The 16757-nt window shown below is 37.0% G+C and carries 16 protein-coding genes; 11 read left to right on the top strand and 5 right to left on the bottom strand.

The genetic code is table 11. The annotated features are described in order from the left end of the window. The first annotated feature begins 85 nt into the window (after window positions 1-85). Both AN34_RS04765 and AN34_RS04760 read left to right on the top strand, forming a co-directional pair. Entirely contained in the window at window positions 86-3181 is a 3096-nt protein-coding gene (locus AN34_RS04765; protein WP_029282823.1) for a TonB-dependent receptor, read from the top strand. Between the two features lie 17 nt (window positions 3182-3198). Continuing rightward, a complete protein-coding gene (locus tag AN34_RS04760) occupies window positions 3199-4578 on the top strand; it encodes a RagB/SusD family nutrient uptake outer membrane protein (protein ID WP_029282821.1) in 1380 nt (459 codons plus the stop codon). Window positions 4579-4648: 70 nt separating this feature from the next. Here AN34_RS04760 and acs read toward each other — a convergent pair whose 3' ends face one another. Continuing rightward, window positions 4649-6547: an acetate--CoA ligase gene (acs, locus tag AN34_RS04755; protein ID WP_029282819.1), complete on the bottom strand. Its 1899-nt coding sequence runs from the start codon at window positions 6545-6547 to the stop codon at window positions 4649-4651. Between the two features lie 213 nt (window positions 6548-6760). On the opposite strand from acs, the gene rpmB reads away from it, so the two are divergent. From rpmB to AN34_RS04720, 8 genes are all read left to right on the top strand, one after another. Then, window positions 6761-6994 carry a 50S ribosomal protein L28 gene (rpmB, locus tag AN34_RS04750; protein ID WP_025145121.1) on the top strand — a complete coding sequence of 78 codons (234 nt, stop codon included), beginning with the start codon at window positions 6761-6763 and terminating at the stop codon, window positions 6992-6994. 42 nt (window positions 6995-7036) lie between these two features. Next, window positions 7037-7219 (top strand): 50S ribosomal protein L33, encoded by a 183-nt coding sequence (gene rpmG, locus AN34_RS04745; RefSeq protein WP_010599807.1) that lies wholly within the window; start codon window positions 7037-7039, stop codon window positions 7217-7219. Between the two features lie 86 nt (window positions 7220-7305). After that, window positions 7306-7461, top strand: coding sequence for a DUF4295 domain-containing protein (locus AN34_RS21390; RefSeq protein ID WP_010599808.1), 156 nt, complete (start codon window positions 7306-7308; stop codon window positions 7459-7461). Window positions 7462-7579: 118 nt separating this feature from the next. After that, entirely contained in the window at window positions 7580-7810 is a 231-nt protein-coding gene (locus tag AN34_RS04740; RefSeq protein ID WP_029282817.1) for a hypothetical protein, read from the top strand. After that, window positions 7807-8220, top strand: a complete 414-nt coding sequence (locus AN34_RS04735) for a PIN domain-containing protein (RefSeq protein WP_029282814.1) — start codon at window positions 7807-7809, stop codon at window positions 8218-8220. The genes AN34_RS04740 and AN34_RS04735 overlap by 4 nt, the downstream gene beginning before the upstream one ends. Beyond that, the gene (gene ftsY, locus AN34_RS04730) at window positions 8220-9182 is read left to right on the top strand and encodes a signal recognition particle-docking protein FtsY (RefSeq protein ID WP_029282812.1); all 963 of its coding nucleotides are present in this window, start codon (window positions 8220-8222) and stop codon (window positions 9180-9182) included. The genes AN34_RS04735 and ftsY overlap by 1 nt, the downstream gene beginning before the upstream one ends. Window positions 9183-9446: 264 nt before the next feature. Beyond that, window positions 9447-10778 (top strand): 30S ribosomal protein S12 methylthiotransferase RimO, encoded by a 1332-nt coding sequence (gene rimO / locus AN34_RS04725; protein ID WP_029282811.1) that lies wholly within the window; start codon window positions 9447-9449, stop codon window positions 10776-10778. A gap of 124 nt (window positions 10779-10902) precedes the next feature. Next, entirely contained in the window at window positions 10903-11406 is a 504-nt protein-coding gene (locus AN34_RS04720) for a hypothetical protein (protein ID WP_036676560.1), read from the top strand. Between the two features lie 55 nt (window positions 11407-11461). Here AN34_RS04720 and AN34_RS04715 read toward each other — a convergent pair whose 3' ends face one another. The 4 genes from AN34_RS04715 to AN34_RS04700 all read right to left on the bottom strand — a co-directional run bounded on the left by AN34_RS04715 (window position 11462) and on the right by AN34_RS04700 (window position 15889). Continuing rightward, window positions 11462-11803, bottom strand: coding sequence for a hypothetical protein (locus tag AN34_RS04715; RefSeq protein WP_029282807.1), 342 nt, complete (start codon window positions 11801-11803; stop codon window positions 11462-11464). Between the two features lie 195 nt (window positions 11804-11998). Beyond that, complete coding sequence (locus AN34_RS04710; protein ID WP_029282806.1) at window positions 11999-12997, bottom strand: NAD(P)H-dependent glycerol-3-phosphate dehydrogenase; 999 nt, start codon at window positions 12995-12997, stop codon at window positions 11999-12001. Between the two features lie 119 nt (window positions 12998-13116). Then, window positions 13117-14451: an efflux RND transporter periplasmic adaptor subunit gene (locus AN34_RS04705; protein ID WP_029282805.1), complete on the bottom strand. Its 1335-nt coding sequence runs from the start codon at window positions 14449-14451 to the stop codon at window positions 13117-13119. Window positions 14452-14536: 85 nt separating this feature from the next. Next, complete coding sequence (locus AN34_RS04700; RefSeq protein WP_231625485.1) at window positions 14537-15889, bottom strand: TolC family protein; 1353 nt, start codon at window positions 15887-15889, stop codon at window positions 14537-14539. 79 nt (window positions 15890-15968) lie between these two features. On the opposite strand from AN34_RS04700, the gene AN34_RS04695 reads away from it, so the two are divergent. Next, on the top strand, window positions 15969-16631 hold the full coding sequence (locus tag AN34_RS04695; protein WP_029282801.1) for a polysaccharide deacetylase family protein: 663 nt from the start codon (window positions 15969-15971) through the stop codon (window positions 16629-16631). The last annotated feature ends 126 nt before the right edge of the window (window positions 16632-16757 follow it).

Raw genomic sequence — 16757 nt, 5'->3', positions numbered from 1 at the left:
TTATATTTTTATCTGTTTTTTTTAATTAAATTGATATGTCTATCCTCAAAAACAAGCAACATGTACTAACTAAAACTAAAATTTAATGAAAAAACTACTACTTAGTATGATTTTAACTTTCGGATTAATTTCGTTTGCTTTCGCACAAAGCAAAGTTATTAGCGGCAAAGTTACCTCAGGCACTTCCGGTCCTATCCCAGGAGTGAGTGTGTTTGTAAAAGGCTCACCAGCTAATATTACCCAAAGTGATGCTACTGGTAACTACAAATTAACGGTTCCAAATGAAGCGAAAATACTTGTTTTTAGCTTTATTGGCTATACCACAATCGAACTGCCTATCACCGGAACAACGGTTAATGCAAATCTTAAAGAAGAAAACACTACACTTTCTGATGTAGTGGTGGTGGGTTATGGTACGCAGAATAAACGGGATGTATCTGGATCGGTTGCTTCTGTAAAATCTAAAGATCTGGAGAACTTACCTGTAACCAGTTTTGAACAAGCCTTGCAGGGTAAAGCTGCCGGTGTGCAAATATCTGCCCAGAATGGAAAACTCGGTCAGGGCATTACTGTTCGGGTTCGCGGTGCCGCATCTGTTACTGCGGGTAGCGAACCGCTTTATATTGTAGATGGAATTCCCATTACTTCAGGAAATTTCTCAGCAACATCATCTCCTACAAGTGCTCTGGCAGATTTGAATACCAATGATATTGAATCTATCGAGGTGTTAAAAGATGCATCAGCTTCTGCCATTTATGGTGCCAGGGCATCAAATGGGGTTGTGCTAATTACAACTAAACAAGGTAAGACAGGTAAAACCTTAATTCAGTTTAATGCGCTTGGAGGAATAAGTACACCTTCAAATCATAGAGAATTTCTGAATGCCGAACAATATGTTCAACTCATCAGAAGAGCCGGACAAGGTGCTGCTAATCAGGATTTTTTAAATGGAGATTATACAACCTTACAGGAAGCACTTGATGACTATAGTACAATCGTTGAAAACAGATTAAACCGTTATTCTGCAGGAAACAATGACTATCAAACTTATAAAGTGAACACCAATTGGGAAAGAGAATCGTATCAGGATAATCCTGTAACACAACAATACGATTTGAACTTTACTGGTGGAAACGAAAAAACAAAATTTTATATCGGCGGACAAGCCCTGGATCAAAACGGTATTATTGTTGGCAACAGCTACAAGCGTTACAGCGGAAGATTAAACCTAACCAATAAAGCAACAGATTTTTTGGAGGTTGGTGTGAATTTGAATTTTTCTAATAGTATCAATAACCGTCTATCCAATGATAATGCATTTTCCAGTCCACTACAATCGGTGGCCCTATCGCCTATTACGCCATTTATTGATCCAAGATCTGGCTTAATCAGCGGAACTTTACCTGGAGCTGCAACAAATTATCCTGTTTATTATAATCCATTTATTGGTATCGAAAATGCTGCATACAAAGCAACAGTGTACCGCACCATTGGGAAAGCATTCGCCAATGTTAATATTGCTAAAGGATTAAAATTCAGCACAGATTTTTCTATTGATAACTTAAACCAGAATGAAGAAAGTTATTATGGCTCACTAACGTTTAGGAATACGGGCACTTCCAATGGCGATGGACAAAATATCTCTACATTTGTGATCAATGCCAACACCAACAATTTCTTTAGCTACAATACCACAGCTGGCAAAAGTACTTTTGATGCTATTTTAGGAACAAGTTATCAAAAATCTACTACCAAGTTTAGCACCATTGAGGGGCAGGATTTCCCAAGTGATGCCTATGTTAAGTTAGGCTCTGCTGCAACTAAGGTAATTGCCTCGAGTAATGAAAGTGCCTTTAGTTTTCTTTCCTATTTTTTCAGAGCCAATTACAAATACAATAACCGTTATTTAATTGGCCTTAGTGTTAGAGCAGATGGTTCATCCCGCTTTGGTGCAAACCACAGATATGGATATTTCCCTGCCGGATCAGTGGCCTGGATTGCTTCAGAAGAAGACTTTTTGAAAAGCAGTGAAACGATTAGCTTATTAAAATTTAGAGCGAGTTATGGCCTTACAGGTAATGCTGAAATTGGTAATTATTCAGCAAGAGGCTTGTTTGCCGGAACGGGTGCTTATGGTGGCATAGCTGGCCAGATTCCATCACAAATTGCCAATCCAGACTTAACCTGGGAAAAAACAAAACAGCTGGATCTTGGATTTGATTTTGGCTTATTGAAAAACAGGATTACTGGTACATTTGATTTCTATCAGAAAAATACCACAGATTTATTGCTGGATGTACGAATTCCCCAAACAACAGGCTTTGGCATTAAGACACAAAACCTAGGTGCCTTGAAAAACAATGGGTTTGAATTGGGTATTAATACTGAAAATTTCGTTGGTGCCTTTAAATGGTCTACTGCCATTACAGGTGCCATCAACAATAACAAAATCACCAATTTGGGTGGGCAGATCCTAAACTCAAATGAAATTAATGCCGCAGTTGAAGGACAGTCCATTGGTGTATTTTATTTACCAGAATATGCCGGTGTAAACCCAGCCAATGGAGATGCGCTGTATTATTTTAATACCGTGGACCAAAGCACAGGAAACATTAACAGAGGCACAACCACTAACATTAATGAAGCAGCAAGAATATTTGCCGGCAACCCTAACCCTAAATATACCTTCGGTTTGAACAATACATTTTCTTATCAAAACTTCGACTTAACTGTATTTTTTCAAGGTGTATCTGGCAATAAAATATTTAATGCTGGTGGACAGTACATGAGTGCAAATGGCTCAAACGGATACGACAATCAGACTGTTGATCAAATGCAATACTGGAATAAGCCAGGTGATATCACTTCAGTTCCTGAACCTAGGTTAGGTTCAGGAAACGGGGTAGGATTCTCAACCAGATATATATCAGATGGTAATTATGTCCGCCTAAAAACCTTAACACTAGGCTATACCTTTCCTGCATCAGTTTTAACGAAGATTAAACTCAGCAAACTGAGACTTTATGCCACAGCCCAGAACCTGGCAACGATTACGGGTTACAAAGGCTGGGACCCGGAGGTTAATGCAGATTATCAATCTACAAACATTAACCAGGGGGTAGATTTTTATTCTGCTCCACAGCCACGGGTAATTTCACTTGGTATTAATATAGGCTTATAATTTACAGACGAATCAACATGAAAAATACATATAAATATACTTTGCTCTTTGCATCTGCAGTACTTTCTGTAGCCTCATCATGTAAAAAAGCACTTGAAATTTCTCCGGTAAACACTATTGAACAGGGTAATGCATTACGCAGTTCAAAAGATGTTGAGGCTGCTTTGGTAGGTTCATATTCGGCACTTGGAAGCAGAAATCTTTACGGTGGCAGACCATTTTTAATGGCCGATTTTTTAGCCAATACCGATGCCATTGAATGGTATGGAACTTATGCTGAACTTACTCAAACCATCAATAAATCGCTATTAAAAACCAACACTTTTGTAAATAACGTTTGGGCCGATAGTTATACCGCAATTAATGATGCCAATAATGTGCTGGCAGCGATTGATAAAGTAGATGCCACGAAAAAAAATAAAGTTGAAGGTGAAGCCAAATTTATCAGAGGATCGGTTTATTTTGACTTAGTGAGATTATTTGGGAAGGCTTATAACGATGGATCGCCGTCAACTAATCCAGGGGTACCTATAGTACTAAGTCCTACTGTAAATATTACTGACGGAAGTTATGTTAGCAGAGCAAATGTTGCCGCTGTATACGCGCAAGCTATTGCTGATTTAACCGATGCGGAGGCTAAGTTACCAGCAACTAATGGTTTCTTTGCTACAAAATTCGCGGCGGCAGGTATGCTGGCCCGAATATATCTGCAAATGGGGAACTATGCAGCAGCTGGAGCAGCAGCTAATCGTGTTATTACATCTGGCAATTATAACTTAACAAGTACTTTTATTTCAGCTTTTCCTAAAATGCCCGAATCAGGAAATTCAGGTCAACCAGCAGACAATACAAAAGAAGATGTCTTTGCAATTCAAGTGAGAACCTTAACAGGCTTTAACGGTTACAATGAATTTTATGCCTCATCAACCTATGGTGGTCGTGGAGACGCAGTAATCTCGAAAGCTTGGATTGACCGTACATATAGTACCGATGACGATCGTATTAATGCCTTTTATGATGATGGAGATATGTTCACTTCTAAGTTTGGCAATCAGTATGGAAATGTTCCAATTATTAGATTGGCTGAAATGTACCTGATTAGAGCTGAATGTAATGTACGTTTAGATCCTGCTGCACCAATTGGTGGGCAAACTCCTCTGCAGGATTTGGCCGTAATTAGAGATAGGGCTGGGTTAACGACAACCACAGCAACTTTAACGGATATCCTGACGGAAAGAAAACTTGAACTTGCCTTTGAAGGCTTTACGTTACATGATGCCAAGCGAACTCAAACCAATATCGGATCTATTCCATGGAATGCAAATCAACTGGTATTTCCAATTCCGCAAATTGAAATTGATGCCAATAAGAATATCGTTCAAAACCCAGGTTACTAATCGCTAAATCATCTAAACAAAAAATGCTCCCGAAATTCGGGAGCATTTTTTGTTTAGATCAATATGATATTTATTTCAAAGCCTTCGTAGCTTCAATAATTTCGTCTACAATAGCTGGATCTAACAACGTAGAAGTATCTCCCAAATTTGAAGTATCACCCTCTGCTATCTTTCTTAAAATTCTCCGCATAATTTTACCAGAACGTGTTTTAGGCAAACCAGAAACAAAAAGAATTTTATCGGGCTTAGCAATTGCACCAATTACACGGGTTACGGTTTGAAGAATATCCTTCTTTGTTAATTCAGCTTCACCATGCATTTCCGGATTAATTACAAAGGCATAAATGCCTTGCCCTTTAACATCGTGTGGATAACCTACAACTGCACTTTCCACCACTCCTGCGTGCATATTAATGGCGTTTTCTACTTCAGCAGTTCCGATTCTATGCCCTGAAACATTTAAAACGTCATCTACACGACCTGTAATCCTATAATAGCCATCCTCATCGCGAAGGCAGCCGTCTCCAGTAAAATACAAATTTGGATAAGTAGAAAAATAAGTCTGTTTACACCGCTCGTGGTCTCCATAAGTAGTTCTTAACATTCCCGGCCATGGAAATTTAATACACAGATTCCCCATTACATCATTCCCAACAATTTCCTGACCGTTTTCATCCACTAGTATAGGTTGAATTCCAGGTAAAGGTAAAGTAGCAAAGCTAGGTTTAGTTGGCGTTACAGTAGCGATTGGCGAAATCATAATCCCTCCGGTTTCCGTTTGCCACCAGGTATCCACAATAGGTGCTTTACCCTTTCCAATTTTTTCATCGAACCAATGCCACGCTTCTTCATTAATAGGCTCACCTACCGACCCTAAAACGCGGATACTGCTTAAATCTTTGCCTGCCAATGGTTCATCGCCATAACTCATTAAAGACCGAATCGCCGTTGGCGCCGTATATAAAGTATTTACTTTGTGTTTTTCTACTATATCCCAAAAGCGTGATGGGGTTGGATAAGTAGGGATGCCTTCAAATAAAACGGAGGTGGCACCTTGAGAAAGCGGACCATAAACAATGTATGAATGCCCGGTAATCCAGCCAATATCTGCCGTACAAAAATAAACTTCGCCTGGCTGATAATTGAATACATTAGCAAATGTATAACCGGCATAAACCATATAACCGCCGCAAGTATGTACCACACCTTTTGGTTTTCCTGTAGATCCTGAAGTGTAAAGAATAAAAAGCATATCTTCTGCATCCATTTCTTCCGCTTCACATATATCATTAACATGTTTCACTTCATCTTCCCACCAAACATCACGGCCTTTCAACATAGAAACCGGAGTGCGCACATGGGTTAACACAATACATTTTTCTACGGTTGGGCAACCAATTAAGGCGTCATCAATTACATCTTTTAACGGAATCTGTTTATTTCCGCGATAAGCCCCATCTGCAGTAATCACTACCTTACATTGCGAATCATTAATCCTGTCTGCAATTGATTTTGCAGAAAAACCGCCAAAAATTACAGAGTGAATGGCCCCAATTCTTGCACATGCTAAAACAGCGATAGCCAGTTCAGGAACCATTGGCATATAAATACAAATACGGTCGCCTTTTTTTGCGCCATTGCGTTTTAACACATTGGCAAAACGGCAAACGCGTTCATGCAGCATTTTGTAGGTAAGGGTTACACTTTCTTCTTCGGGATTGTTGGGTTCCCAGATAATTGCAGGTTGATCACCCTTTTTTTCCAGGTGACGATCAAGGCAATTTTCAGTAATGTTGAGTTTAGCGCCTTCGAACCATTTAATATTGGGCTCTTCAAAATTCCATGATAGTACCTTGAACCAGGGTTTACGCCATTGAAAATTTTGCGCAACCTCGCCCCAGAACTGTTCAGGATTTTCTACGCTTTTTTTGAAATCTTCCTCGTATTGCTTAAAAGATGTAATTTGCATTGCTCAATTATATGTTTTGGATTAGTATCGGCTAATTTAACTAAATAATGATAAGGAGAAATATCCTAAAGAGATTAAAATGAATCCTGCATCATATTTAAAAAATATGTGAAAATATTTACAGGCTCTCTTGCGCTTTTCATTTATTATTCAGATATTTGCACACTCTTAAAAAAATTAAGCGGACGATATTAACAACTATATTTACAAGTCATGTCAAGAGTTTGTGATTTAACAGGAAAAAAAGCAATGGTAGGTAACAACGTTTCTCACTCAAACGTTAAAACCAAACGCAAATTTTACCCGAACCTTCAACTTCAGAAATTTTATATTCCTGAAGAAAACCGTTGGATTACGTTGAAAGTTTCTACTTCAGCGATTAAAACCATTAATAAAGTGGGTATCAGCGAAGCCATCAACCGTTTCGTTAAAAAAGGATTTTTGTAAAAACATTAACTGTTGAGATTAACAGTTTAAATTTATATTATAATGGCAAAAAAAGGTAACAGAGTTCAGGTTATTTTAGAATGTACTGAACATAAAGAAAGTGGCATGCCAGGTATGTCTAGATATATTTCTACCAAAAACCGTAAAAACACCACTGAGCGTTTAGAATTGAAAAAATTCAATCCGGTGTTGAGAAAAGTAACCGTACACAAAGAAATAAAATAATTGAATGAATAGATTGATTGAATGATTGAGTTAAAAAATTCTCTCATTCCAACATTCTCTAATTCGATCATTAAAAACATAAGAACATGGCAAAGAAAGTAGTTGCAACCCTTAAAACAGGTACAGGTAAAGAATATTCGAAAGTAATTACAATGGTTAAATCACCTAAAACTGGTGCTTACTCATTCAAAGAACTTATCGTTCATAACGACCACGTAAAAGATGCTATTGCATCTAAATAAGGTTAATATTTTTGATCTTGAAAATATTAAAGGCCGTTCCGTTTTAACCGGAAGGGCTTTTTTTGTTAGTGAAATTTACGATAGAAAATAATTGATTACCTTTGAAAAAAGTAGAGCCATGGAAGCGTATAAATTTAAAACCAAAGTTTCTGAAAATGGAACAATTGTTGTTCCAGATGGCTTTGATGTAAAAAACAAAGAAGTAGAAGTGATTATTTTGGATGAGGTAGTTTCATTTCCAAAAAAGATGACAGGAGCAGAATTTGTTGAAAAATTTGCTGGAGTCATTAAAAATATTGATGCTGACGAAGCAAAGTGGGCGTATCTAAAAGAAAAACATAATCTATGACAATTCTATTAGATACCAACATCATTATCGATATTGCTTTAATGAGATCACCATTTTTTCAAGATTCATCTAAATTTTTTGCACGTATTGATGGAAACCACATTAAAGGTTGCATAACCGCATCATCATTAACGGATATTTACTGTATAATCAAAAAGAATTCAGATTATAAAAAAGCTATTTCATTTATCGAATCGTTAATCATGACAATAGACGTTTTGAATGTAAATAGAGATACCATAATGCTTGCCCTCCATTCCAACTTTTCTGATTTTGAAGATGCTGTTCAAAGTTCAGCTGCAGAATTAAATCATGTTGATTTAATTTTATCAAGGAATGTAAAATATTTTACAAAAAGCAAAATACCAACTTTAACACCTACTGAATTCCTAGAAAAATATAAACAATAATGGGCTTATTTGATTTTTTCAAAAAGAAAGAGACTGCACCTGAAGCTCAGGAAGCTTTAGATAAGGGTTTAGAGAAAACTAAAGATGGTTTCTTTAATAAAATTACCAAAGCCGTTGCCGGTAAATCTACCGTAGACGATGAGGTACTTGATAACCTGGAGGAAGTTCTAGTGACTTCAGATGTTGGCGTAAAAACCACCCTAAAAATTATTTCGCGTATTGAAGATCGGGTCTCAAAAGATAAATACCTCAATACTTCCGAACTGAATTTCATTCTTCGCGATGAGATACAGCTACTTCTATCAGAAAATAATAGCAATGATTTTCGTCAGTTTGAATATGGCGATCATAAACCCTATGTAATTATGGTAGTTGGTGTAAATGGTGTGGGCAAAACCACAACCATTGGTAAACTGGCACATAAATTAAAGGAATCGGGTTTAAAAGTTGTTTTAGGCGCTGCCGATACTTTCAGAGCCGCTGCTGTTGATCAGATTAAGCTTTGGGGTGAACGTGTAGGGGTTCGGGTTGTGGCGCAAGCCATGGGTTCTGATCCTGCATCAGTAGCTTTCGACACTTTACAATCTGCTGTAGCTGCTGGTGAAGATGTAGTGATTATTGATACAGCCGGACGTTTACATAATAAAGTAGGTTTAATGAATGAGCTGGGTAAAATTAAACAAGTGATGCAAAAGGTTGTACCCAATGCGCCACATGAGATTTTATTGGTTTTAGATGCTTCTACCGGTCAAAATGCTTTTGAACAATGCAAACAATTTACAGAAGCCACAGATGTTAATGCATTAGCCATTACTAAATTAGATGGTACAGCTAAAGGCGGTGTAGTGATTGGCATTTCCGATCAGTTTAAAATTCCTGTTAAATACATAGGTGTAGGAGAAAAAATTGGAGATTTGCAGCTTTTTGATAAGAAAGAGTTTGTGAATAGTTTATTTAAATAGAATTTGAGTCGTCGTCATTGCGAGGTACGAAGCAATCCTTCTCGATTAGTTAAATCGTCACTTTAAGATTGCTTCGTACCTCGAAATGACGCTGTGTAGAAGAAGCTAGCAAAATTAAACCAGGATTATTGATTAACTTTGGCAAAACTTATTTTGAAGTAAAGAGAATACCTGTTTGATTCTTTAAAGTATCCACACATTAAAATCTGTGACATCGCTAAATCTGTGTAATCAAACCGCAGGATAAGCGCAATTATTACAAATATGATTACCAAAATAATAAAAAGTAAGTCTGCCATTAAACAACCTAAAATAAACGTAATCACTTTAGGTTGCTCAAAAAATATTTACGATTCTGAAGTATTGATGGGACAGTTACGTGGAAACAATTTAAATGTTGTTCACGAATCTGATAAAATGGGGAAAGATGATATCGTAGTCATCAATACCTGCGGATTTATTGATAATGCTAAACAAGAATCTATTGATACCATTCTGCAGTTCAGCGAGCTAAAAGAAGCTGGCAAAATAGGTAAGGTTGTAGTTACAGGATGTTTATCAGAACGTTATAAACCAGAATTAGAGTCGGAGATTACCAACGTAGATGCTTTTTTTGGTACAAATGACTTACAAAATATATTGCATGAGCTTGGTGCGAACTATAAACATGAATTAATTGGTGAACGTTTGCTCACTACCCCATCTCATTTTGCCTACTTTAAAATCGCCGAAGGCTGTAACCGCCCATGCTCATTTTGCGCCATCCCGCTGATGCGTGGAAAGCACATGAGTAAACCAATGGAAGAATTGGTTAACGAAGCTAAAATACTGGCTAAAAATGGTACGAAGGAATTAATTCTAATTGCACAGGATCTAACTTATTATGGACTAGATTTATATGGCGTTCGTAAATTAGATGAATTGATGCGCCGCCTTTCAGACGTTCCCGGAATTGAGTGGATTCGCTTACAATATGCTTATCCAAGTGGTTTCCCAATGGAAATTTTAGACGCCATGAATGAACGTGATAACATCTGCAAATACCTGGATATGCCACTTCAGCACATCACAGATAATATGTTGAAATCAATGCGTCGTGGTACCACTAAACAAAAAACAATAGACCTTGTAAATCAAATCAGAGATAAGGTGCCCAATATAGCTATGCGTACCACGCTGATTTGCGGTTATCCTGGAGAAACACAGCAGGATTTCGAAGAAATGGCTGCCTGGGTAGCAGATACTAAATTTGATCGCTTAGGTTGCTTTACCTACTCACATGAAGAAAAAACCCATGCACATACATTGATTGATGACGTACCAGAAGAAATAAAACAACAGCGTGTAGATGATATTATGGAAATTCAGCAGGGCATTTCTTTTGATATCAATCAGGATAAAGTTGGTCAGACTTTCAAAGTTCTGGTAGATAAAAAGGAAGGTGATTTCTTTGTAGGAAGAACAGAATTTGATTCTCCAGAAGTTGATAATGAAGTATTGATTGATGCCACCACAGGTTATGCTGCAAATGGAAGTTTTGTTCAGGTTAAAATAGACCGGGCCGAAGATTTCGATTTGTACGGTACCATCGTTTAAACATACCTTAAAAACATTAATGAATCCTGAAGGCTTTCCCTTCAGGATTTTTTTTATCGTTATTTTTCTTGATTGCTGTAGCGCTAAATGCACAATAGCCGTTTAACTTCCAAAACCATTAAACATGAAAAAAGTCTTTATTATCCTCGCTGTGATGTTTGTTACTGGAATCAGCTGTAAAAAAACAATTGATCCAGGTGGAGGCGCATGTGCCTGCTCCCCTATTATAGAATCTTATTTAATTTTATCCATTAAAGGAAGTAATGGTTCAGATTTATTAAACGTAACAAATACTGGTGCTTATAGCAAAAATCAGATTCAGCTCTACTATGTTGACAAAAACGGAACTGTTCAACCAGTAGAATTTGAAATCAGACAGGCATTCTCATATGGCACCACAACCTATGCCTTTAATCAGTTATTTTCTTCCCGAATGGCATCGCTTGCTCAAGTCAATATCAACACTTTTTTCCTTAAACTTGGTGACCGCCAACCCTTGGAACTAACCTTAAAGATGAATGGAATTAAAGCTGAAAGGCTATTGGCCAATCAGATTGAAGTGCCACTGGAGACTTCTGCACCTAATGATGACATATATATAAAAAGCATATTTTCCCTGAAATTATAACCATAAAAAAAGCAGCTCATAGTGTTGAGCTGCTTTTCTATTCAGTTGCCAGATACTATTTTTTATGATCTGGTCTGTTTTTAATTTGGCTAGGTTTTAACCAAATCTTTGCACCTTTGGAGTTAACGTAGTACTTTTCGTTTTTAGAATTGATGTATACGTCAGTACCATCTGGTGCCATTTTACCTTTCCAGGTTTTGTCTGCAACCTTTGAACCACCTTTGACAGCAACTTCGGCCGTTTTATTACCTACAGATTTTGCACCTTTTCCAATGGCTTTACCTGTGTGGTCTAATGCTTTTCCTACTTCTGTCTTTTTCTCTTGTGCGCCGGCACCGAAGGTTAATCCTCCAATTAAGGCAAATGTTAATAATCCGATTGAAAATTTCTTTTTCATGGCCTTTATATTTATTTCAGGTGATAACAGTCGATGATTAATTTTGTTTTAATTTACAACGACACAAAAAGTTAAATATTTTAACATTGCCCTTTGCAGTGTTTGAGGCAAATAAAAAAAACTTATCAGAATAAAATTAATAGATATATAGCTAAAAATGATCAGCAGTTGTCACTTTAATTGCCCTGAATGAGATTAATTTAATTTTTCAGCGAGTAACTTCATTTCAATCCTAGGTGAACGGTTTCCATATAAGATATTATGTACAGCTTTACAAATCGGCATATCAACATCATGTGCCTGGTTTTTAATATGCATACATTTAACAGCGTAATAGCCTTCAGCAACCATATTCATTTCCAGCTGTGCTGATTTAACGGTGTAACCTTTACCAACCATATTTCCAAAGGTACGGTTGCGACTGAACTGGGAGTATGCGGTAACCAGAAGATCCCCTAGATAAGCTGATTCCATGATGTCTCGGTTAATGGGATGCACAGCATCTACAAATCGTTTAATTTCACGGATAGCGTTGCTGATGAGCACTGCCTGAAAATTATCACCATAACCTATTCCATGGCAGATGCCACTGGCTACAGCGTAGATGTTTTTTAAAACCGCTGCGTATTCCGTACCAAAAATATCATCAGATACATTGGTTTTAATATATCGGGTATTTAGAAATGCGGCAAATGTGGAAGCTTTTTCTACATCAGTACAGGCAATAGTAAGGTAAGAAAGTTTCTCAAAAGCAACTTCCTCAGCATGGCAAGGGCCACTCACCACCAGAATATTTTCATATGGCACCTCGTAAACCTCATGCAAAAATTCGCCTATAATCAGATTATCCTCCGGAACAATTCCTTTAATAGCTGAAATGATTTTCTTTCCTTTTAAATCTTCTGCTTTGATTCCTTTTAAACTTTCCTTTAAAAAGGCAGCAGGCACATTTAAAATCACGAAATCTGCTGAATTAATGATACAGGTAATATCTGTAGAGATTCTATCCTCTGGCAATTTGATTTCAACAGAACTTAAATAATGCGGGTTATGCTTAAATTTTTTAATGTGTTCTATTGCCACTTCGTTACGCATCCACCAATAAATTTCCTTCTCAGATAAGTTATCTGATAGCATTTTTACAATAGCTGTAGCCCAGCTACCGCCCCCTATCATTGCTATTTTAGGTATCATTTTATAAAAAAGGTTTAAGGTAAAAGGTGTAAGATTTAGGGTTCAGACCATATGTCTTAAAACCCTAAACCTTACACCTTAAACAACGCAAGTTACTATTTCTAGCGATTATTTATAAACTACTTTTTACCGTCTTTGCTAAACAATTGGTCTTTAGCGGTTTTTTCTACAATCATTCCATCCTTTAATTTATTTTGAATGGCTGAATACGGTCCGGTTACAATTTCATCTCCAGCTTTAACACCAGATTTTACGATGATAAACTGATCATTCTGGATTCCGGTAGTAACTTCAACTTTTTTAACTTTCATGGTTTTAGCATCGTAAGTATATACGAACTGCTTAACCTTTTTATCTGATAATTTAGATTTCTGCTTATCTGAGTTTTCCTGATTGCCCTGATTTTGATCTGCGCTCTTTCCACTTTCCGTAAATACAGCTTGAATTGGAATGGCTAAACCATTAATAGAAGCACTTTCAATATCAACGGTGGCAGACATGCCCGGACGGAAGATAGATTGCTGTTTACCTTCCATTACTTCGGTAATTCTAATTTTTACAGAGAAGTTGGTTACCTGATCTACAGAAGTGCTGGTAGTGGTACCAACAGCGGTTGATGAACTGGCGATTTCAGTGACTATACCTCTGAATTTTTTATCCGAAAAGGCATCAACCTCAATTGAAGCCTTATCTCCAACCTTAACCCTGGTAATATCATTCTCATTTACATCAACATTAACTTCCATGGATGATAAGTTCGATATCCGCATAATTTCGGTTCCCGCCATTTGTGAGGTACCTAAAATACGATCGCCCAACTCAATAGAAAGTTTTGAAACTACCCCATCAGCTGGTGCGTAAATGGTGGTTCTGGCTAAATTAGCACCTGCTTCTTTTACATTTGCACCAGTTTGCTCTAGGGTAAATTTAGCTCCTGTTACACTCTCTTTAGCACTGGCTAAAGTAGCTTTTGCTGATAGGTAAGCTGCTTTTGCTGCATCAAATTCTGATGCTGATATTACTTTTTTATTAAAGAGTTCTACATTACGTTTATAGGTTGCTTCTTCATTGGCAAAATTGGCCTGGTTTTGTATCAATTGTTGTTGGGCAGCTGCAACACTTGCCTTTTGTGCATTAAAAGTGGCTACGCTTCTTTCATATCCGGATTGCAAAATATCTGGACGAACTTTACAAAGCAATTGACCCGCTTTAACAATATCGCCTTCTTTAACCTTCAACTCTACAACCTCTCCTGAAACCTCAGAGCTTAATTTAACCTCTGTTTCTGGCTGAATTTTACCACTTGCAGTTACCGTTTCCACCACAGTTTTAGCTGATGCTTTTTCAGTCGTCACTTTCTCTGTTTTAGCTCCGCCTATCACTCCGGTAAGTTTCAGTACGATTAAAATGGCAATGATCACACCAATGGTAATTAATATGTGCTTCAGTTTCATAATTGTTTATTGTGTTTCGTTAGTTTATTTATCTCCAGTTGATGACCCTTTAATTTTGTGTGCTATAGCTTTAAAATTGTTAAGCTTAGAATGTAATTTGTTTCCCTAAATAATAATCAATCACTTTGGCTCTGAATAAAAGATCATATTTTGCCTGAATAAAATCTATTTCAGCTTTATTTCTATTCGTTTGTGCTGTGCTATAATCCAATGAATTTACCAGGCCAACATTATAGCGCTGCTCTACTACATAAAATGCATCTTTTTGAGCATCAAAGGCATTCTGCGTAGAACTGAAACGACTTTCGGCTGCTTTTAAATCCGTAGTGGCCTGGAAGATAACCTTATTTAAGTTATTCTTCGCAAGCTGTTCTGATGTTAACGTATTCTGATAAGTTATTTTAGCCCTGCGCACACTTGAGCGAGCAGTAAATCCATTAAAAATAGGAATCTGTAAACTCATCCCAATACTTTGCCCTAAACGTTGATTGATCTGATCTGCAAATGATGACTGAGGAAATACTCCTGCATAATCAAACTGATAAGAATAAGAAGTATTAAGTCCGGCACCCAGGCTCAATGAAGGAGAATAGGCTCCTTTTGCAACTGCAATCGCCTGTTTAGCCGCCAATGAACGCAAATTTGCGAGTTTTATATCTGGAAAAATATTTAAGGCATTATTATAAATTTCTTCAGCATTAGCTGTAGAAGATGCAGCTTTAACATTATCTATTAAGGGAGCCTGCACAACAAATCTTTGGTTGGGTTGCATTTCCATTAGCTGGCCCAACGTTAAATAAGAAATTGACAACGCATTTTGGGCATTTGTTAAATTAAGCTCAGCTGTGGCTACCTGAGATTTAGCCTGAGATACATCAGCAAGGGTTTTATTTCCTGCATCAAGTAAAGCATTTTCCCTGATTAGAGTTTTATTGGCTATATCCAGTTGTTCTTTTGATGCTCTTTCTAAGTCTGTATTATATAAAACCTGAAGGTATGCAGTAACCACATTCAAAATTAAATCATTTTTAATCTTGTCCACATTGGTTTGATCAGCTTGTAATAATAATTTGTTTTGTCTGATCTGATTAATTTTAGAGAAGCCTTGAAACAAATCAACATTGGTACTCAAGCTACCACTGGTGTATAAAGATGTTTGATTGGTAACCTGAAAAGTGGTTTGATCCAAACCACGTCCGAAGGTTAAATTTGGACTAACACTTGCGTTTAAATTTGGGTAAAGTGCATATTTAGATTGCGTTAAATTCTCTTGGGTAATAGCGGCGCTAAATTGGGCTTGTTTAATGGTGAGGTTATTATTTAAGGTATTATCAACAGCCTGCTGTATGGTAATTACTTGCTGAGCGCTAGCCACTTGGTTTAAGGCCAAAGCAATCAAAAATGCAGATCCGGTAATTAACTTATTCTTAGTAAACATCTTCATAATTTGTTTTCAAATCTATATAAACAACTTTAATAATTTAAATCTGTACAGGCATTTACTAACTTTGGGGTTAATGTACCTGATCAAATCACCGCTTCTGCTAAAATGGTATTACCCATCCTTGTTGTGGAATAAATCCCGCACCGAAAAAGTTATTTATTTGACCTTTGACGATGGACCTATACCCAATGTTACAGATTTTGTATTAAAAACTTTAAAAGCTTTTCATGCAAAAGCTACTTTTTTTTGCATTGGTGATAATATTGTAAAGCATCCCGAAGTTTACGCTAAAGTTATAAACGACGGTCATGCCATCGGCAACCATACTTTTAACCATCTAAAAGGCTGGAAAACCGATGATGAAACCTATCTTCAAAATACTTTAAAATGTCAGCAACTTACTCAGACTAATCTTTTTAGGCCACCTTACGGAAGAATTAAGAAAAGTCAGATCAGGAGTCTTCAGTCCTTAGTCCCAAGTCTGAAGTCAGACTCACGACTTCAGACTCCAGACTCCAAACTGAACATCGTCATGTGGGATGTACTCAGTGGTGACTTCGACATTAATCTCTCTCCAGAAAAATGCTATCAAAATGTAATTAAACACACCGAAAACGGCTCTATTATTGTTTTTCATGATAGCTTGAAGGCTTTTGACAGATTGGAATATGCATTACCACGGGTTTTAAAATATTTTACGGATAAAGGTTTCACTTTTTCAACGCTCTGCATTTAGCGATTGCTATGCCAATAACTTAAAGGTCAGTTTCTAATGTATTGAGTATAATTTTTGTATATTCTTTTTAGATCAATGTCCGGAAACGAACATTAACGTTCGGTAATGAACACTCACATCAAAATC

The organism is Pedobacter sp. R20-19, assembly GCF_000708265.2.
GTDB lineage: Bacteria > Bacteroidota > Bacteroidia > Sphingobacteriales > Sphingobacteriaceae > Pedobacter.
This window is presented reverse-complemented; position numbering and strand designations above follow the sequence as displayed.